This window comes from Bacteroidota bacterium, from assembly GCA_016711505.1.
Classification (GTDB): domain Bacteria; phylum Bacteroidota; class Bacteroidia; order AKYH767-A; family 2013-40CM-41-45; genus JADKIH01.
In genome coordinates this window covers 234637-255540 of the sequence record JADJSV010000001.1, presented here as the reverse complement: position 1 = coordinate 255540, position 20904 = coordinate 234637, and the positions used below count along the sequence as shown (strand labels likewise).

13 protein-coding genes and 1 pseudogene are annotated in these 20904 nt (G+C 37.9%); 3 read left to right on the top strand and 11 right to left on the bottom strand.

The window, feature by feature from the left end; all coding sequences use genetic code 11:
* Positions 1-5 precede the first annotated feature (5 nt).
* The 7 genes from IPL24_01145 to IPL24_01115 all read right to left on the bottom strand — a co-directional run bounded on the left by IPL24_01145 (position 6) and on the right by IPL24_01115 (position 9332).
* Complete coding sequence (locus tag IPL24_01145) at positions 6-1613, bottom strand: DUF4139 domain-containing protein (GenBank protein MBK8362319.1); 1608 nt, start codon at positions 1611-1613, stop codon at positions 6-8.
* A gap of 65 nt (positions 1614-1678) precedes the next feature.
* Positions 1679-3166, bottom strand: coding sequence for an OmpA family protein (locus IPL24_01140; protein ID MBK8362318.1), 1488 nt, complete (start codon positions 3164-3166; stop codon positions 1679-1681).
* Positions 3167-3222: 56 nt separating this feature from the next.
* Positions 3223-3594 carry a hypothetical protein gene (locus IPL24_01135; protein MBK8362317.1) on the bottom strand — a complete coding sequence of 124 codons (372 nt, stop codon included), beginning with the start codon at positions 3592-3594 and terminating at the stop codon, positions 3223-3225.
* A gap of 72 nt (positions 3595-3666) precedes the next feature.
* On the bottom strand, positions 3667-6336 hold the full coding sequence (locus tag IPL24_01130) for a membrane assembly protein AsmA (GenBank protein MBK8362316.1): 2670 nt from the start codon (positions 6334-6336) through the stop codon (positions 3667-3669).
* Between the two features lie 30 nt (positions 6337-6366).
* Entirely contained in the window at positions 6367-7449 is a 1083-nt protein-coding gene (gene aroC, locus IPL24_01125; GenBank protein ID MBK8362315.1) for a chorismate synthase, read from the bottom strand.
* A gap of 694 nt (positions 7450-8143) precedes the next feature.
* A complete protein-coding gene (locus IPL24_01120) occupies positions 8144-8899 on the bottom strand; it encodes an NAD(P)/FAD-dependent oxidoreductase (protein ID MBK8362314.1) in 756 nt (251 codons plus the stop codon).
* Positions 8886-9332 carry an NAD(P)-binding protein gene (locus IPL24_01115; protein ID MBK8362313.1) on the bottom strand — a complete coding sequence of 149 codons (447 nt, stop codon included), beginning with the start codon at positions 9330-9332 and terminating at the stop codon, positions 8886-8888. The genes IPL24_01120 and IPL24_01115 overlap by 14 nt, the downstream gene beginning before the upstream one ends.
* A 5-nt stretch (positions 9333-9337) precedes the next feature.
* Here IPL24_01115 and IPL24_01110 point away from each other — a divergent pair.
* The 3 genes and pseudogenes from IPL24_01110 to IPL24_01100 all read left to right on the top strand — a co-directional run bounded on the left by IPL24_01110 (position 9338) and on the right by IPL24_01100 (position 14280).
* A pseudogene (locus tag IPL24_01110) lies at positions 9338-10587 on the top strand (imidazolonepropionase).
* 15 nt (positions 10588-10602) lie between these two features.
* Positions 10603-12258 (top strand): glutamate formimidoyltransferase, encoded by a 1656-nt coding sequence (gene ftcD / locus IPL24_01105; protein MBK8362312.1) that lies wholly within the window; start codon positions 10603-10605, stop codon positions 12256-12258.
* Between the two features lie 114 nt (positions 12259-12372).
* Positions 12373-14280, top strand: a complete 1908-nt coding sequence (locus IPL24_01100) for a patatin-like phospholipase family protein (protein MBK8362311.1) — start codon at positions 12373-12375, stop codon at positions 14278-14280.
* Positions 14281-14774: 494 nt separating this feature from the next.
* Here IPL24_01100 and IPL24_01095 read toward each other — a convergent pair whose 3' ends face one another.
* The 4 genes from IPL24_01095 to IPL24_01080 form a co-directional block, all read right to left on the bottom strand.
* Entirely contained in the window at positions 14775-15959 is a 1185-nt protein-coding gene (locus IPL24_01095) for an MFS transporter (protein MBK8362310.1), read from the bottom strand.
* 19 nt (positions 15960-15978) lie between these two features.
* Positions 15979-18192: a TonB-dependent receptor gene (locus IPL24_01090; protein MBK8362309.1), complete on the bottom strand. Its 2214-nt coding sequence runs from the start codon at positions 18190-18192 to the stop codon at positions 15979-15981.
* A gap of 121 nt (positions 18193-18313) precedes the next feature.
* The gene (locus IPL24_01085; protein MBK8362308.1) at positions 18314-20287 is read right to left on the bottom strand and encodes a dehydrogenase E1 component subunit alpha/beta; all 1974 of its coding nucleotides are present in this window, start codon (positions 20285-20287) and stop codon (positions 18314-18316) included.
* Positions 20288-20588: 301 nt separating this feature from the next.
* Positions 20589-20807: a hypothetical protein gene (locus tag IPL24_01080; GenBank protein MBK8362307.1), complete on the bottom strand. Its 219-nt coding sequence runs from the start codon at positions 20805-20807 to the stop codon at positions 20589-20591.
* Between the last annotated feature and the right edge of the window lie 97 nt (positions 20808-20904).

Genomic DNA, 20904 nt, shown 5'->3' with positions numbered 1-20904 from the left:
AATAACTACTCCAGTCCACTCACATTCTGATCCTTCGGAAACTTCACCGTATAAGCAACACGGAATTTTTTTGTTTCGCCATTCTTCAGATTCATTCTCCATGTGAGCATTCCAATTTCAGAATTATAGTCTGCACCGGATGTTTCATTGATAGTGATCTTGATAGATTCGTTTTTTGTCAGCGGCACCTGATCTTCTAAAACCAGATCAACAACTTCGCTCCTATTGTTACGGACAGAAATATCGAAAGTGAAATCTTTAATCGTATTGCTTCCAAGGAATTTTGCTCCGGAAAGATCTTTCACCTTTGTTCTTTTGATCACGATTCGTGCATCTCTGCCCATCGACAGACGTAATGTATCAGCCGTTGATGTTGGATTAATATAAGATTCGCCAACATAACTGTTTTCAAAATATACATTCGCTCTTCCCGGCAATAAATTTAATTGTTCCCAACCCGTGATCGATGCCATTAAATATGCAGTTTTATCGATTCGTGGTGCAGCATAATATGCAAATTGAGAAGGAAGTTCATGTTTCTCAATAGTCATGATCACATCTTTTCCATCTGTTGCAACAGAATAACTTTGTTTGATCTCGAATTCTACACTAACAGCAGTTTCATTCTGTGAAACTGCGATTTCCTCCATTGCAGAATCTGCTGCGCCTTGAATCATGTAGTTGTCTGTACTAGCTTTGTTCATCATAGGAGCAGCACTTTGCATTTCTTTTAGCTCATATTGTTTTCTGAATCTGATAAAATCAACAAACCAAGGAACAAGGTTAGGTTTTGTATTATTTAACTGTGGATTTCCTGTAGAAAGTGTAAAAGGTACTTTTGTCCAGTTCTCACCAGACGATTGTCTCACTGATGCTTTATAAATTAACTCTACCGGACTTTTTACATCCTTACCATGCAATTCATACAATGGCTCCCATGATGCAGCAGGAACGTAATATGAAACATTCAAAGCGATATTAGTTCTTTGCTTTGCTTCAATTGAAACTAAAATTGTTCCGGAAGGTTGATCTAGTTTACCATTCGTCTCATTGATCTGAGCAGAGAGTTTTGCAATCTTTTCATTGACCTTTACTTTCAATTCTGCGATTTCGATCAATTTAGTTTTCAATTCAATTGAACGGGCACGATAAAAGTCAGCAACCTTTTTTAAATTCTCTGCATTAACACCAACATTACTGCCGCTTGTATTTTTGTTTGCATTCAACAATGCCATTTCATCATTGTAAACACTTTCATTCATGTTATATCTTACCAGAATAGCTTTTAAAGTTTCAAGAGAATCTTCCAGTCTAACTAACTCAGGCGTCTTTTTCTTATCACGTAAATAGTCTAAAGTATAACTAACACCCATTATCATTGCATCGCCGGTACCTGAAACGATAATTGAACTCGGATTTACTTGCGATGAAAGTCCTTCAATTGCTACTTCAGTAGAGCCGGCATCAACACTGCCCTTAGCAGTTCTGATCACCTGAGCACCAGAAAGAAACACTTTAACACCGTTTACATCAGAACTTAAATTTACACGTTGATTGTCTGCCTGAGCTATTAAATTACTGCATAATAGCAGGCCAAAAATTAGTTTTTTCATGGAATTTGTTGGTTTTGGAAGCGACTTAACAAATATAAGACCAAACTTTAACTAATAACGAATAACTATTTGCTATTCACCACAAACACCGTCCTCCTGTTCTTCGCTCTGCCTTCTTCGGTGTTGTTGGATGAAATAGGTTTTGTTTCACCGAAGCCTTTGAAGCTCATTCTGGTTTTTTCTATTCCTTTTGTTGAAAGGTAATCAAATACTGCTTTTGCTCTGTTGTTAGAAAGTATAAGATTATCCGACGGATTTCCGACATTATCTGTATGTCCGTGAAGAGCAACCTGAAGTTTTTTATTCTGCATCAGATAATCGGAAAATTCATCTAATACTGTTTTAATTGTATCATTTAATTCAAAACTGTTTGTTGCGAAAAGGATATCATGCAAAGTATATTGTCCCCCAACTTCGAGTTTCTTAAGTTCTATATCGACTTTCTGCACTTTCAAGTTTTGGGTATCCTGTGAATGAACGTAATTTGATTCAAAGGCATAACCTTCTTTTTTCACACTGATAAGAAGATCATTTTTAAAATTGACAATGAATGCATATTCACCGGTTACAGAATCAACATCGATCTTGGTTAACTTCTTTGTGATTGCATCCTTTACTTCTATCGTTGCGTTTACAATTTCTGTATTTTCTTTTCCATTCATATCACCCTTTTGAAAATAGACATTATCAGGACGAGCTTCTGTGTAAAGATCAAATGAATAAATATCAAATCCACCGACACCGTTATTAAGTTTATTACTTGCAAAATAACCGGTGCGACCATTCGTGCTGACAAAAAAACTAACTTCATCGGCATCAGTATTGATAGGATAACCGATATTTACAGGTTTACCCCAGTTACCATTTTCATCCATCTGACATTTAAAAATATCGTAGCCACCAAGACCCGGTAAGCTATCTGATGAAAAGTAAAGCGTTCTGCTATCACTATGGATGAATGGTGATTTGTCATTGCCATTAGTATTGATCTTTGAAGAAAGTTTCACAGCCTTCTTCCAGTTACCGGTTTCATCGCGCGTTGTTTTGTAGATATCTATCCGTGACATAGAATCTCTGGCAGATGCAAAATATAAAGTCTTCCCATCAGACGAAACTGATGGCTGACTATCCCACTGCTTGGGGTCATTTACGTTAGGGCCAAGGTTGGTGATCTCTGTCCATTTTCCATCAACGAAATCAGAAGTACAGATATCGAAATTACCTTTTGTATTTACTGTAAAGAATAAATGTTTGTTATCAATTGTAATAGTAGCTCCACCTTCATTGTTGCTGGTTGATCTGTTGAAAGGATCTTCCATTGGTTTTCCTCTTTCATATAATCCATTAGGCTGAAGATAGGCGATCATAAACTTCTCAGCGCTTTGCGGAGTCAGCATTCCTTTTGCCTGCAATTCATACCGGCGAGTAAAAAATGCAAGTTCATTGTCAGGACTGATATAAGGTAAATACTCCGGATCAGGTGATGAAATATCTTTGACCGGAACAGGATTAAATGCAACAGGGTGTGCATATAATGCAGAACGGAGTAACATCAACTCAGCCTTTGAACCATGAACCTCATTTATCTTGTCAAACTCCAGAAATTTCTTCAGATACGTTTCCGCATCTTTCCATTTTTTGTATCATAATAAAATGCACCTACTTGAAAATAAGATTCAGGATCGGCATCCGGGCAAATTTCAATCACTTTTTTAAAGCTTTCAATCATCAGATTGTCGTCTTTTTTCTTCAAAGCGATCTCACCTTGCAAAAGGTATGCATCTCCAAATTCCGGATCAGCGTCAATTGCTTTTCCGATTGTATTTTTTGCATCCTCATACTTGCGGCTTTTAAATAAAGTTTTAGCTTCATCGAAAAACTTTAGCGCTTTTTTATCCTGGGAAACAGAACAATGAGTTTCCTGAGCATTACTCTGAAAAATGACACTGAATACAATAAATGTTACAAATAAATATGGCATTTTTTTTCCTGTAGAATGCATTGACCCTTGACCTTTATTCCTTGACCTCATAACAATTTTAGTGCAGACCAATTATTTCTTAAACGGATTCAACTTATTGAGTTCATCTTTTGCTTTTTTATCTGCTGCTTTTTTCAAACTATCTGCATATGCCTTTGCTTTTGCTTCCTGTTCTTTCTTGATCCTGTCAGCTTCTGCAGATGCTTTCGCTTTTTGTTCATTTACTTTTGCAGCTGCATCATTTTTTAATTTCTCTGCTTCCTCACGAGCTTTGGCTTCAAGTTCATCTTTCTTTTTATTGAATTCCTCATTAGCTTTTGCTTTCAGATCGTTCATTGCATTTGAACCGGCTTTGCCGAGATCAGTTCCAATCTTAGGTGAATCGATCGTTCCGGTAATTTTAATATTTACCGGAATCACATCACCAACGCTAAGATTTGCGCCTTTGGAATTTGCTGTTGCAAGTAACCCTGAGATCACACTATTAGCAGCACTTCCAAGAGCAGCGCGTGGAATTTGCGAAGCCATTGTATAATCGATCGATTGATCAAAGCCATTGGAACCGGCAACAGTTGATTTAATATTATTGATCGTAACATCAAATGGATCAACGAACACTCTTCCGTTAACGAATTTAAACGAAGGAGCTACCGGTGGAACAGTTAATTTTTTCCATGATGATAATTTCAATGCATCAGCAATTTTCACAAATGCAGGGAAGTTATCTACTGTTATAACGGATGTTGAAAGTTTTCCGGCTCCGGTAAGTGAATTCATCACAGGAGACATCTTACTGTCAAGATCGCCTTTTACAGTCATAACTGTAGAGAATTTCCCTGAACAATTTTTTGTGATCGGAGCTAGTTTCTCAACAGTAACAAATGACTTTGATGTTTGCGCAATATCAAAATCTTTCAGGTCGATAGCGAAATCAAAAGTTAGTTTGTTTAAAACTGCACTGGAATAATTTCCTGATAATTTCATGCTTCCGCCCATGAGCTGCATGAATACATCCTGCATATTTATCCCTTTATCTTTAATTACAATTTTTCCGGAAACATTTGAAATTGTAAGATCCTGATAAATCAATTTGCCTACACCTGCAGTCAGAACAAAATTTATATTTTTAGGAATATCCAGCACAGTCATTGCATTTGTATCAGGAGCGCCTGAAGCGGTTGTTCCTTCAGACATAAACTCATTCAGATCGATCTGAGATGATTTCATATTTATTGAACCGACAATTGTTTCATCCTTTAATGCATATGCAAGGAAATTTTCAAGTGAACCTGTGGCATTAAAATCACTCTTACCTATTTTTGCATTGAATGCTTCCAAAGCAACTTTTGCAGGATTAAATGCCAGACGAAGTGTATTTATCTGCAATGGTTCTTTCATTGTCGGATTTCCGTAATTCATATTTGCAATTGCAAAATTTCCGGATGCAGCGAACTGATCAAATTTCTTTTGTTCAATTGCAGACATTCTGCCTTTAGCAGTAACGTCTGCAGTAATTATGCCTGTAAGTGAAGTACCTTTTTCAAGCGGAACGATCTTTTGAATTCCTGAAAGATCGATTTTACCTTTCATAAAGGCATCAATATTCGGATCGCTGATAGGAGTTGTTAAAGATAAACGTGCATCAAACGGATCGTTGTTGACTTCTACATGGAATTTTGAAAGATTGATTGAAGTATGATCAGGAATACCATCCGGATTCTTGATTGCAAGATCAACGTTTACATTATTTACAGAAGAAGGCAACGATGGATACTTGAACATTCCATTATTAATTTTCAGATCAAGTCCGAAGCCCGGCATCGATTTGCCATTGAAACGTCCTTTAATGAAACCACCTAAAGCCATCGTACCGGAAGATTTCAGGTCTTTGAATTCAGTAGAATAAACAGCAGGTATCATCGAAATAAAATTCTTGAATTCAGATTGCGCTGCTGCAAATTTCAGATCCATGTCGATATTAGTATCCGGCATCATGACCCATCCTGAGAAATCAAGGAACAATTCATTCAGTTGAATTTTATTATTCTTAAAAGTGAAACGCATCTCTTTCATATTCATGTCAAGATCAGCATCAATCTTTGTTCTGGCTTTATTAATATAATTTACTCCACCATATGCCATGTCTGTTTTACCAACTTCAGTGGTAGTTCTTAATTCAAAAAGATCCTGAGTAAAATCGCCGCTTCCCGAATGGTTTACATTGTCGAGTTTCAGGAAGAAGGGCATTGTCTTATCATCATAAACGATAAGTCCGTTTGAAATAGAATATTTCTGCAATGAAGCTTTAAATGTTGAAGGCTTCTCTGCTCCTGCCGGTTCGACACTAGGCTTTGCAATATCCCAATTCGCTTTTCCCGCTTCATTCACAAGAAAATACATAACAGGAGAATCGATACCAACTTTTCTGATACTGATCTGTTCGCCTTTTATCACACTCATAACATCGATTGTGAGATCGAGTTGTTTTGCAAAGATCAAAGTGTCTCCTTCAAATGGAGCAATATTTATTACAGATAAATTATTTACCCGCAGAGAGAAATTAGGAAAATTTCTGATCAATGAAAGATCAAAATCTCCAAAGTCCACTTTTGCATTGATACTTTTGTTAGTCTCTTCCTTAACCATTGCCACAATTTTCCCTTTAAAAATAAATGGTACGGAAATCAGGATTACCAGTAAAATGACAATGAAGATTGCAATAAATTTGAATAATTTTTTCATTTTGAATGTGATGTTTAACTCGTTTTTTTATTATACTAATTTGCTGTTGCGGTTTCTTAATAAATGATCTGCTAAAGTGAGAGCTGCCATTGCTTCAACTATTGGAACTGCTCTGGGAACCACACAGGGATCATGTCGCCCTTCAGCCTTTAAGGCAATATCCTTGCCCTCATTATCGACTGTTTTCTGTTCGATCATCAAAGTTGATACAGGTTTGAATGCTACTCTGAAAAATATGTCCATTCCATTTGAAATTCCACCTTGTATACCACCTGAATTGTTTGAGGAAGTAACGATCTTCTTTCCTTCTTTTTTAAACAGATCGTTATGTTCAGATCCTTTCATTGCAGCCCCGGCAAAACCACTTCCGTATTCAAAGCCATGTACAGCGTTGATGCTCAGAATCGATTTTCCAAGATCCGCGTGAAGCTTATCAAAAACGGGCTCGCCTAATCCGGCAGGAACATCTTTTATGACACAAGTCATGACTCCACCTGTTGTGTCGCCGGCTTTCTTTAATTCTTCAAGATATTCAATCATCTTTTTTGCCAGTTCCACATCCGGACAACGAACAATATTGGATTCAATTTTGGAGAAATCAACATGTTCATAATTATCACCCATTTTTAATGGTCCGACGGCAGATACATAAGCGTCTAATTTGATTCCAAAACCTGACAATAACTGACGTGCAATTGCCCCACCAAAAACCCTTGATGCCGTTTCTCTTGCGCTTGCCCTTCCGCTTCCACGGTGATCGCGATGACCATACTTCTGGTCGTATGTAAAGTCAGCATGCGACGGTCGATATGCAGTTTTCATTGCAGCATAATCATCAGGTCGTTGATCTTTATTCCTGATCACAAATGCAATAGGACTGCCTGTAGTCACACCCTTATATATACCTGATAAAATCTCAAAATCGTCCGGTTCGTTTCGTTGGGTTGTGATGACGGATTGTCCCGGTCTGCGACGACTCAGATCATGAAGAATGATATCTGCATCGATCTTTAATCCGGCAGGACAGCCATCAATGATGCCACCAATTGCCGGTCCGTGCGATTCACCAAAAGTTGTCAATCTGAATAGAGTTCCAAATGTATTTCCTGCCATTGGTCGAAGGTAGGCAAAGAGATGAATGGGTTTGCAGACGGTTTTAGTATTAAATTAACGGTTGGATGTTAAGAATAAAGTCAAATCTGCATTAGCTCAATGTCATTAAGCTAAACTAAAGATTTAATATTATGGATATATATTTAGAAGAGACAGGCCCCTTAGGGCCATACTTTGCAACACTAGACTACACGAGAAAGTCAAGCCCCTTTAGGGGCGCACTCTTTAAACATAATGCATGTTTCCATTAATTCACCTAGACAAAAGTTCCAGCACTTAGTAGTTGCATTCGGCATGTTCCTGATATCCAATTATACTTTCGTTGTCAAAAAAAAGCAATGTGTTTAAAGAGTACGCCCCTAAAGGGCTCAGCGCACTTATGCGTTCTTGTGTTACCAAAAGTATGGCCCTAACGGGCCTGATTATCTATAAGGCACAACGAATATTTCATTCATCTTAAACAAATGATATTAAGCATTTGCTGACAGCAATCAAGTCTAACATAAAATACTTTTTTTGAAATAATCTCACGTCAACAGATAGAGATACAATTCTTTTGATTTTTCTCTACAGTTAAGGCCTTTGGGATAGGTATCGGAAGCAGAAGTTATAAGTCAAAAAACCACTTTTGACAGGTTAGGTTCTGAGAACAACAACCTATTTTGAATCTTACTAAATAGATTCTTAAAGCAACCTACAACTTTCTCCCAAGCCATTCCCTCAAAAACCGATTCCTGTTTCCAATATATACAAGAGTATTGATCAGCCATGGCCGGTTGAAGAGTTTCTGGAAAAATAATTTCTGTTTTAATTCAGGAAGAAGTCTGGCATTGAGTTCGATGTCATATTGCATGAGGTATTCTGCAGAAAAATTGTTTGCGCGGACGGCATTAATTGCAATTTTTCCGGCATGAAATCCGCTTAACATTGCATTACCTATTCCTTCACCATTGAGTGCATCAATTAGAGAAGCTGCATCACCACAAAGCATGTAATTATTTCCTGACAGCGACCTTTTTTTGCCGCCTAATGGCAATCCAAAACCTTTTACTTCACCAAGCATTTCTGAATCTATAAATCGCTTTGACAACGTTTCATCCTCTTCAATAATTCTGTGAAGTGATTTTTTCAGATCGATCTTTCTCTTGCTTATATCGGACGAAAGCATTCCAAAACCTACGTTAGAAACAGTATCGCTTACAGGAAAGATCCAGAAATATCCGGGAAGAAAATTTTTACTCAGATGAATCTCGATAATGTCTTTTTCAATTCCGGAAATGTTTTTATAATAAGCCCGCACAGCTCCCGAATAATGATCATGATCCACGAAATGGTCAGCTGATAATTTATTTACTACGCTATGTGCACCATCACAAGCAATGATCAGTTTAGTTGTAAAAACTTCACCGGAATTATTTGTACATAGAATTAATCCTTCACTTCTGACCACCTGTTTTTATAACATTATTTTCAAAAACAGTCAGGTCAGGTTTTGCTTTTATTTTCTGAAACAAAAAATTATCAAAATCAATTCTTGCAGAAACATAACCGTGATTCACAAAATTCAATTTGATCTCTTCTTTTGAAGGAGTAATCAGTTTCCATCCGCGTGAATAGGCTTTCTTTTCAAATTGTTCTAACTCAATTGTTAATTGCGGATCCAGCTTTTTCAGCACATTCCGAACCCTGCTTCCGATTGCATCTCCACAGACCTTATCCCTTGGAAATGTGCACTTTTCGAAGACTGCAACCTTCAGTCCATGACCTGATAAAGTCAGCGCACATGTACTCCCTGCAGGTCCGGCACCGACGATGATAACATCAAAGTATGAAGTGGTTGAGTTGATGGTATTATTCTTATTTTCGAAGGCGAATCTACGCAGATTTCATGAGCCTTTTAATAAAGAATATCAGGACCCTGGTCCACACAGAATCAGAAATTCATCTGAAGTACTCAGGTGCGGAAATGGCTGCCATTCAAACGATTGATAACGCTTTTGTGCATTGCAAAGACGATAAGATCTCATCTTTTGGGAAGATGGACTCGCCTCAGTTCCTTCAGTTGGATCGAACAGAAATCGAAACAACAATAGATGCTACAGGAAAACATGTTTTTCCATCATGGTGCGATTCACATACACACATTGTTTACGCAGGAAATCGCGAACAGGAATTCGTTGACAGGATCAAAGGATTATCGTATGAAGAAATCTTCAGTCGTGGTGGTGGAATTTTGAATTCAGCAAATAAGTTAAGAGTTGCTACGGAGGAAGAACTTTATGTCCAGGCAATGGTCAGAATAAATGAGATCATTAGTCAAGGTACCGGTTGTGTTGAGATAAAAGTGGCTATGGATTAACCTTAGAGAGCGAACTTAAAATGTTGCGTGTAATTAAGCACATCAAAGAAACCGTTCCTATTGATGTGAAAGCAACATTTCTCGGAGCTCATGCTGTTCCTTCCGAATACAAAGGAAATAAAGCAGGATATTTGAAGTTACTCATTGATGAAATGCTTCCTGCAATCGCTTCAGAAAAGCTTGCAGATTATTGTGACATATTCTGCGAACAAAATTATTTTACCGCCGAAGAAGCGATTCAATTATTTGAAGCTTCGAATAAGTACGGATTAATTCCGAAAGTTCATGCAGAACAACTTTCTCACAGCGGCGGAATTCAGGCTGGTGTAAAATCAGGAGCGATCAGTGTAGATCATCTGGAGTTTATCAATGTCAATGATATCGCTGCTTTGAAAAGTTCAAATACAATGCCTGTCATTCTTCCGGGAGCGCAATTTTTTCTGAGTTTGCAAAAACCGGCAGTACGACAAATGATCGATGCAGGATTACCGGTTGCAATTTCCAGCGATTTCAATCCCGGCAGTTGTCCCAGCGGCAATATGAATCAGATGATTTCTTTAGCATGCATACTTTATAAAATGACACCTGAAGAAGCGATCATAGCATCAACAACTAATTCTGCATATGCTATGGGATTAAGCAAAACACATGGCAGTATTGCAGTTGGTAAAAAAGCCAATATGTTCGTTACAAAAGAGATTCCAAGTTATAATTTTATACCCTATTCATTCGGAAGTGTATTGATTGATACGATCGTTCTGAATGGTAAAAAAATCTAAAAAGAAATATCACCAATGAAGCAATTAATTGAATGCGTACCCAATTTTAGTGAAGGAAGAGATCTGAATATTATCCGTCAGATCACAGACAGAATTGAAAGTGTTGAAGGAATTAAATTGTTGAATGTAGATCCGGGAAATGCTACTAATCGAACTGTAGTAACATTTGTAGGCGAACCGGATGCAGTAATTGAAGCGGCTTTCAGAGGAATTGAAAAAGCTGCTGAGTTGATCGATATGAGTAAGCACAAAGGCGAACATCCACGGATGGGCGCAACAGATGTTTGCCCGTTGATTCCAATTTCAGGAATTACAATGGAAGAAACGGTTGTGTTTGCAAAAAAATTAGGCGAGAAAGTCGGAAAACTATTGAACCTTCCGGTATATTTATATGAATCTGCACAAAGTAATCCTGCAAGAAAAAATTTATCAATCATCCGCGCCGGAGAATACGAAGGTTTTTTCACAAAAATAAAACAGGCCGAATGGAAACCTGATTTTGGTCCTTCTGAATACTCTGCAAAAAGTGGTGCAACAGTAATCGGTGCCCGGGATTTTCTGATAGCTTATAATGCGAATCTGAATACGACTTCTGTTCGTCGTGCAAATTCGGTTGCGTTTGATATCAGAGAGAACGGAAGAAAGATCAAAAATGAAAAAGGTGAAGATGTTGTTCAACCCGGAACATGCAAGTCTGTAAAAGCCATCGGCTGGTTCATTGAAGAATACGGAATTGCTCAGGTCAGTATGAATCTGACAAATATCAATATCACTCCCCTGCACATTGCATTTGATGAATGTGTGAAGAGTGCTTACAACAGAGGCATGCGTGTAACAGGTTCTGAACTGGTCGGACTGGTTCCGTTGAAATCGCTTACAGATGCAGGAAAATATTTTCTTGAAAAACAAAATCGTTCGACAGGTGTTTCTGAAAAGGAATTAGTGAGAATTGCAATAAAGTCACTTGGACTTGATGAATTATCGCCATTTAAACCTGAAGAAAGAATCATAGAATATCAGTTGCGTGATAAAGCTGATGAACGACTGGTAAGTATGTCGTTGATCGATTTTGCAGATGAGACTGCATCAGAATCTCCTGCTCCGGGTGGTGGATCTGTTTCTGCATACATGGGCGCCTTAGGAATTTCTCTGGCAACAATGGTTGCAAATTTGTCATCACATAAAAAAGGCTGGGACGATCGGTGGAAAGAATTTTCAGAATGGGCTGATAAAGGTCAGGTCATTAAGAAAAATCTCATTGCTCTGGTTGATGAAGACACTCGTGCTTTTAACCAGATCATGAATGCATTTGGTTTACCGAAAGGAACCGATCAGGAGAAGGTAAGTCGCAGTGAAGCCATACAGGCAGCGACTTTGAATGCTATCGAAGTTCCTTTGAAGACAATGAAGATCTGTCTGGAGTCAATGACAATTATCAAAGAAATGGTCAAAGAAGGTACTCCGAATTCAGTGACCGACGCCGGTGTTGGAGCTTTGTGTGCGCGATCTGCAATAATCGGAGCTTATTTGAACGTAAAAGTCAATGGGTCTGGATTGAAAGACAAAGCTTACATGGAAAAAACAATGAAAGAAGCGGAAGCATTGAAAGCTGCTGCCGAAAACATGGAAAAAGAAATCCTTCAGATCGTAGACAATAAAATATCAGAATAAGCAGTTTAAACTCAAGAAATGTAAGAAGTTGCGTATAAATTGTGACAACTAAAACTCATTCTCTTCGTATATTAATACTGGCAGATAACAACTAAATCTGCCCTGACCCTAAGTATGATTTCATCGAAGGTAAGACAACGATTTTTCTATTCATTTCCAATTCAGCTGCTGATAGTTCTGCTGAAGAAAAACCATTTGCTCCTGCTCTATTGGATCATACTTTTCGGATGGGTTACGAATAGTTCATCACAAACTTTCGGTATCCCATATTTGTTCCTGGATCCTGAGTATATGGGATCAGTTGGATTTACATCTTTCCTCATCATTGGATTTGCAACGGGAAGTTTTATTATGGTGTTCAATATTTCCAGTTACATCATGAATGGTTTCAGGTTTCCTTTCATAGCAACTCTCTCAAGACCTTTCTTAAAATATACTGTCAACAATTTTATTGTTCCGGCTTTATTTGTGTTGACATACATGATCAACATTATTTATTTCCAGATCAACAATGAGTATCAGGGTGTGTGGAATATATTTTCACAGATCTTAGGGTTTCTGATCGGACTGGCTTTGATGATCATGGTTACCCTGACCTATTTCTTCAGGACAAACAAAGATGTAATTCTGATGTTTGGAATGGAGTCATCAGATTCAGATCCGAACGCTCCATTTGCAAAGCACATCCGTGATGATGATGGCGGAATGAGACGGAAAGCTTTCAGTCGGTCACAATCGAATGAGCGTGCATGGCGAGTCGATACTTATTTATCGAATCCATACAAAGTAAAACTTGTACGTGAAACAGGACATTATTCGCCTGAAATGGTTGAATCTGTTTTCAGACAAAACCATCTCAATGCAGCGATAGTTGAAATTATTGTATTTGCATTTTTCATTCTGATGGGATTGTTCAAAGATTATTCTCTGTTCAAAATTCCTGCAGGTGCTTCAGTGATCCTGATCTTTTCAATGTTCATCATGCTCAGCAGCGCTTTCCGGTTTTGGTTAAAAGCCTGGTCCACTTCTGTTCTGATCCTTTTCATATTGATCATCAATTTCATTTCACAATATGGTGTCTTCTATTCCGATAATAAAGCATATGGAATGGAATACAATAAAGGAAGATCGAAATACAGCATTGACGCTTTCAATACGAATTCAAATCCTGACATTGTAAAATCAGATTACGATTCAACGATTGTACTTCTGGAGAAATGGAAAGATAAATTCATTACGAAGAAAGAGAAACCGAAGATGATCTTCATCAATTGTTCGGGTGGTGGATTAAGAGCTTCTATATGGGCATTCCGTATCATGGAAATGGCAGACAGTCTGACCAATAATGAGTTTATTAATTCAACACAATTAATTTCTGGTGCATCCGGAGGCATGATCGGTGCTGCTTACTACCGTGAATTATATTTACAGAAAAGACTAGGTATACATCAGAAGGTCAGCAATACAAAAAGCATTACGAATGTCGGAAAAGATCTTTTGAATCCGATCGCCTTTAGTATTACGGTAAGTGATTTGTTTTTCAACATTCAGAAATTCAAAGAAGGTGAAACTAAATTCAACAAAGACCGTGCGTATGCATTCGAGCAACAGTTGAATGAAAATACGGGTTACGTATTAAGCAAACCGTTATCATCATACAAAGAGGCAGAAGCAAGTGGATTGATTCCAATGATGATCTTCTCGCCTACTATTGTAAATGACGGCCGGAGATTACTCATTTCACCACAACATGTCAGTTATCTGACTGACCATGCTGCAGATTCTTCTTTCAATTTTGAAACTACAATCGATGAAATTGAATTCCAGCGATTGTACAAAGATCAACGTGCCAATAACATTCGGTTCACATCAGTGTTGAGAATGAATGCAACCTTCCCTTACATTCTTCCTCCGGTGAGTTTACCAAGCGAGCCTGTAACGTATGTAATGGATGCAGGTATTCGGGATAACACCGGATTGAAAACATCTCTGAGGTTCTTTATGTCTTCAGAAAATGGATAGAAGAAAATACGAGTGGTGTTATCTTCGTTGACATCAGAGATTCGCATAAGAGTCGTCCGATTGAAAACAAACCGCAACAAACAATCATTCAAAACTTCTTTGCTCCACTGGGAAATATTTACAACAACCTTTTAACGATACAGGATTACAACCAGGATGAAGCCTATGAATATGCAAAGGGTTGGTTCGGCAGTCAGTTTGATTTTATCAAGTTTGAATTACCAACGAAGGAACAAGACATTTCACTAAGCTGGCATTTAACAACACGTGAAAAAGTAAGTGTTGCTAATTCAGTTTTCCTGAAAGAGAATGCAATGGCGTTTGATACTCTATTGAAAAAGATGTCGGATCTTCAACCGCGTGAAATGCGGAAGGCTTATTACAACCTGGAAGAAGAAGAAGAATAACGAAAAGTGAAAAGTGAAAAGTGAAAAGTGAAAAGTGAAAATAGCGGTCTGTAAGTACATACTTAAAAAGAGATGGTTTTTCATTTTTTACTTTTCACTTTTCACTTTATTTGTTTTTGGTACTGCGAAATAAATATAAACCAAAATTACCATAGTCAATATTGCAATGATTGACAAAGCAACAGAACTTCCGAAAGCATACCAAATTATTCCTGTAGCGGAACTAGCAATCATCGTACAAATACTTTGAAGCCCGGAATAGGTGCCAATTGCAGTAGCTGTGTCTTTACTGTCTGAAACATTACTGATCCAGGCCTTTGCGATTCCTTCTGTGGCGGCGGCATAGACTCCGTAGATGAAAAACAACCCAAAGAAGACAACGCTATTGCTATTGAAACTCATTCCAAAATAAACCCCTGCGAATAAAAGAAGGCCAAATAAAAAGATTTTCTTTAGCCCAACCTTATCAGCTAATATTCCTATTGGATAACTCGAGAGTGCATAGATCAGGTTATAGAAAATATAAACTTGAATTAATGTCAGGTCATCAATACCGGATTCTTTTGCTTTAAGTAATAAAAATATGTCTGAGCTGTTTATTAAAGCAAATGCCAATAAACCAATAAGTAATTTCCTGTATTCAGTAGTGCTTTGTTTCCAATAGCTAAAAATTGAAAAAAAAGATGCAGTACGTTTTTGCTTAGGTACTAATTCTTTGTCTTTAAGTTTAAAGGTTAAAAGAATAGCAATCAGACCAGGAAAAAATGCAATAATAAAAAGTGTTTTATAGTTACCGGGATAATAATAAAGAAATACTAATGCTAAAACAGGACCTAACACAGCTCCTATAGTATCCATTGACCGATGAAAACCAAATACTCTTGCTTTAGTTGATGAAGTCGCCTCTTGTGAAATGATTGCATCCCTTGCTCCTGTTCTGATTCCTTTGCCAAAACGATCAATTGTTCTGGCAAAGAATACCCATAATGGAAAAACAAAAACAGCCATCATTGGTTTTGATATAGAACTCAGAGCATATCCTATTTTCACAAAAGGAACTCTTTTACCCGAGTTGTCAGAAAGTTTTCCGAAATAGCTTTTGCTGATTCCAGCTGTTGCTTCTGCCACTCCTTCCAGTATACCAATCAACACTATTGAAAACCCAATTGACTTTAAATAAATTGGCATGATTGGATAAAGCATTTCACTGGCTACATCAGTAAGTAAACTTACTGCAGATAATATCCAGACAGTTTTTGAAATATACTTCATACCAAATTTTCGAACAGTATTAATAATTAAACCTTAACGAAAGGTAGAGATTTCTTCCCGAACCATTGATCCCACTTGCAAATGTTCTGTATTGTGTATCAAGAATATTCTCAACACCGGCATTTAATGAGATCCATTTGTGTACTTTGTAAGAAGCTTTAAAATTCAATATTAGCCATGCAGGCATTCCTTCTGAGGTTGCATATTGTTCATTGTCTTCACCATTCAGATAATAATCTTTCAACTTTTTCTTTCCGTTGAAATTTGCGGATATCTCTGTGAAAATTTTCTTATGCGAATAAGCGAGGGACAAACGTGAACTGATTGGTGGGATATGATCTAAAGGATAATCTATGCTATCTGTGTTTATGCGGCCGTAAGTATAAGTAACTCCGATCGACAGTAAGAATCTATTTGAAAGTTGAGATTTCAAATTAGCTGAAAAACCATAGATAAAAGCACTCTGCTTGTTTTGATTCGCATAGACCTGACTCATAATGCCATCGTATAGAACAGAATCCTCTCCATTGAATGTGAACTTATCAGTTACAATTGCATCAAAAAATCGTGTATAAAAAATTGAATTTTCCAGACTTGTTTTTTTGTTAAACACTTTAGAAATTCCAAGTTCTCCATTAATTGTTTTTTCAGGTTTAAGGTCTGAGTTTGGCACAATTAAAGCACCTAATGAAGATTCAAATACTTTACTCAGATCATCCATGTTTGGAACTCTATAACCTGTTGAAACGAGTACTGAGAATTTCCAGTCATTCGAAGTGTTGTTGATCAATCCAAGACTTCCTGAATAAACCGGATTATTCTGGTCGGCAACATTATATGGCAGATGAAAGAATGAAGAATCCGAAAACTCTGCATGTAGTGTTGAAAATCCTACTCTCAAACCATCTACAAGAATTAAGTGATCGTTGATATTCCAAGTATGCGAAATGTATGCTGCAGCATTCAACATTGTGTTATCACCATCGGGATAGCGTGTATCAAGTGGTTCTGTTTCACCTGTTGCTATGTTTTCATTGTTAGCAGTCGACTTTAGAGTATTGAACTGTCCATCGAGACCAAAACGAATATTATGATTCTTGACAATTCTCTGCATGTCGAGATTCAATCCGTACACATTCACATTTTCATTTCTATGTGACAAATTATTATTTCCGAATCTTCTGGAATGACGACTTTCTGTTACATCCTGAAAATTCAATCCCAGGTGTACATTTTGGATTTTTCCTTCTGTATTCTTATAATTGAGATCGTAAGCAGTCAGCAATCTCGTTTGAGGACCGTAGTACCATTCAGCAAATCGCAATTCACTTCCAGCAAATTCAGTCAATCGGTCATATCTTGGAACATCTGTAGAATTCGAAAATTGAATGTTCAGTGAATGCGTTGTTTTAGCATTTGCCTGAAATAAAAATTTCTGCATCAGGTCATATTGAGAATAGCCACTTTGAACCTGCAGATATTTATCACTGTTTCTGATCATTGAATCCTGACCTGCAATTCTTTCTACATAATATTCCCGTTCGCCATAATTTCCGGAATAAAATGGATTCTTATTCGCACCGCCTCTCAAATCACCGAAATCGGAATAAGTAAATGAAGTAAATGAGGCAAATTTTTTCAATCCGAAATTAAAATCCAGATGATTAGCAAATTCATTTGCAGCACTTCCATATCTGCTAAAAGCAGTGACCTTAATAGCATTCTTTTGTTCGCCTGTTGCAAGAACCGGCTTTTTAGTAAAGAGATGAATTACACCACCCAATGCATCACTTCCATAGATGGTTGATGAAGGACCATAAAGTACCTCAATCCGTTCAAGCGAATTATTATCAGTAGTCAGAATATTCTGCAAATGTCCGGCACGATAGATCAGATTATTCATTCTGACACCATCAATTACCAATACGTTCCGGTTAGCTTCAAAACCCCTAAGGGTCACACTGCCGCCTCCCAATTGGCTTTTCTGAACCGTTGCACTTCCACTATTAGCAATCAGATCCGCCGTAGTTTGCGCTTGGTAATTTTCAATTTCCTTTTGATCGAGAATCTTAATTTGTTGAGCGGTCTGTTTTTTGGATTCTTCGGTTTTGTTGACTGAGATTACAATATCTGTAAGAGAAATGTTTTTGATTTGTGAAGTATCAACAATAGGATTCTGACAAAATGTTGAAGATGACAACAAGCAAGTAAGTACAGTTAAAAATATTTTCATAGTCTAACCACTAATTTTATTAAAGAATAAGATTTCGTTGCACTACCCTCGCTACCCCCGGAGTGATTCTTCACTTTTCACTTTTCACTTTTCACTTTTCACTTTTCACTTTTCATCTTCCTCAATACCCAAGCAATTTATGCAACTGCTCCTTAAACCTTTTCTTCGGTAAAAAATTCCACTCCAGTTCAAGATTCATTGGCACAGGCGTATCAAGACTTGCTGAACGAATGATCGGTGCATCGAGATGTTCGAAGCAATGTTCCGCTATGTGAGCGGCGATCTCTCCGCCGATTCCACCTGTGAGAGTGTCTTCGTGAAGGACGATTGCTTTGCCGGTTTTACGGACTGACTTCTCTACTGCTTCTTTGTCCCATGGTAAAAGTGTACGAAGGTCGATCAGGTCAGCGGAAATATTTTCTTCTTTCAAAACTTCCATTGCCCAATGAACTCCCAGGCCGTAAGTGATAATTGAAATATCGTTTCCTTCCTGAATGAGTTTCGCTTTACCGATCTCTGTCGTATAATAATTTTCAGGGACCATTCCGGTAATGCTTCTGTAGAGTGCTTTGTGTTCGAAGAACATGACAGGATTCGGATCTTCGATGGATGCTGCGATAAGACCTTTGGCATCATCAGGAAAGGCCGGATAAACTACTTTCAAACCTGGTGTGTGAACAAACCAGGCTTCGTTCGACTGACTATGAAACGGACCTGCATTTACAGCGGCACCGGTCGGCATTCGTACAACAACATCAACATTTTGTCCCCAGCGGTAATGAGTCTTGGCTAAATTATTTACGATCTGGTTGAAACCACACGTTACGAAATCTGCAAACTGCATTTCAACAATTGCTTTCATTCCATTGATAGCAAGTCCTTGTGCTGCTCCAACAATTGCTGATTCACACAAAGGCGTATTCCTCACACGCGCTCTTCCGAATTCTTCCAGAAAACCTTGAGTAGCTTTGAACACTCCGCCGTAATCTGCAATGTCTTGTCCCATGATCACAAGGTTATGATGACGCTGCATGGCCTGTTTCATTCCTTCAGTAATTGCATCCAGGTAACGGATCTCTTTTACTTTTTCACCAGGCTCAAAAGCCTGAACCGGACGTTGATCAAACAGATCCTGAACTTCAATTTCTGTATGCGCTTCCGGATTAGATTCAGCAAAAGTGATCTCAAGGTTTTTCTCGATCTCAGACTTTATATCTCTACGAGTCAATGCGATAAATGCTTCATCGATCACTTTTTCTTTAAGCAGAAAATTCTCGTAATTGTTGACCGGATCTTTCTTTCCCCACATATCAAACAGTTCCTGCGGGACATATTTTGTTCCTGAAGCTTCTTCATGTCCACGCATTCTGAACGTCAGACATTCCAGTAAAACCGGTCTTGGATTCTCGCGGATCGATTCGGCAAGTTTTAGAAAAGTAGAATATGTTTCCAGGATATTATTTCCATCGATCTGCACAGCTTCCATTCCATATCCAATTCCTTTATCGATGAATTGCTTCATCTTGAATTGTTCGTTGGAAGGAGTTGAAAGGCCGTAGCCGTTATTTTCAATTACAAAGATGACCGGTAAGTTCCATACAGCTGCGACATTCAGACTTTCATGGAAATCACCTTCGCTGCTTCCACCATCACCTGAAAATACTGCCGTGACTTTTTTCTCATTTCGGATGAGGTTAGCGAGAGCGATACCATCGGCAACACCGAGTTGCGGACCAAGATGCGAGATCATACCAATGATCTTGAATTCCTGTGTACCGAAGTGGAACGACCTGTCACGACCTTTGGTAAATCCACCAAGCTTTCCCTGCCATTGCGAGAATAATCGATTGAGAGGGATCTGACGAGTCGTGAAGACACCCAGGTTGCGATGCATAGGAAGAATGTACTCGTCTTTATTCAAAGCAAGTCCGCATCCAACAGAAATTGCCTCCTGCCCGATCCCTGAAAACCATTTAGCGATCTTTCCCTGACGAAGAAGAACAAGCATCTTCTCTTCAATTAATCGTGGTTTAAGCAGTTCGTAGTATATATTCTTAAGCGTTTCGTCGGAAATGCCTTTTCTGTTGAAATTCATAATGTCAAATTTGTGATGGCAAAATTATCCAAAATTGCTTTCTATCTTTGTAAAAAGAATTCTTGTTATGGACATTCAGTTGTGGGTAGTGATTTTAGTATTTGCCGCTTCTCTTTTTTATATGAGCCGGAGAGTTTATTTACAGATGAAGGGTAAAAAGCAGGCAGGATGTGAGAAGTGTGATGTTGTGGGTAAAAAGTCCTGAAAAGGGGAATAAAGTTCTCATTACAAAAAATACAAGGCATAAAAAAAGAGGCTACTTCTGTGGAAAAGCCTCTTTAATTTTTTCTGACTAAAAGAATTATTTCTTTGTAGTATCAGCCATCATAGCTGAAGTGTCAGTTGCCATAGCAGCAGCAGAATCCATCATTGCTGATTGAGTTGCAGCAGCAGCTTGTTCAGCAGCAGCGATTGAATCTTGAACCGCTTTTTCAGCAGCAGCTTTTTCTTCTGCGCTAGGACCGCAAGCAACGATAGCTACGAAACCAGCAGCTAACAAAATAGAGAGAACTTTTTTCATTGTATTTTTTTAGGTTTGTTTATTTAATGGGCGCAAAAGTAACATATTTTTGAATAATAAAAAATATTATTCAAAAATATGTTAACAAATAAATTGT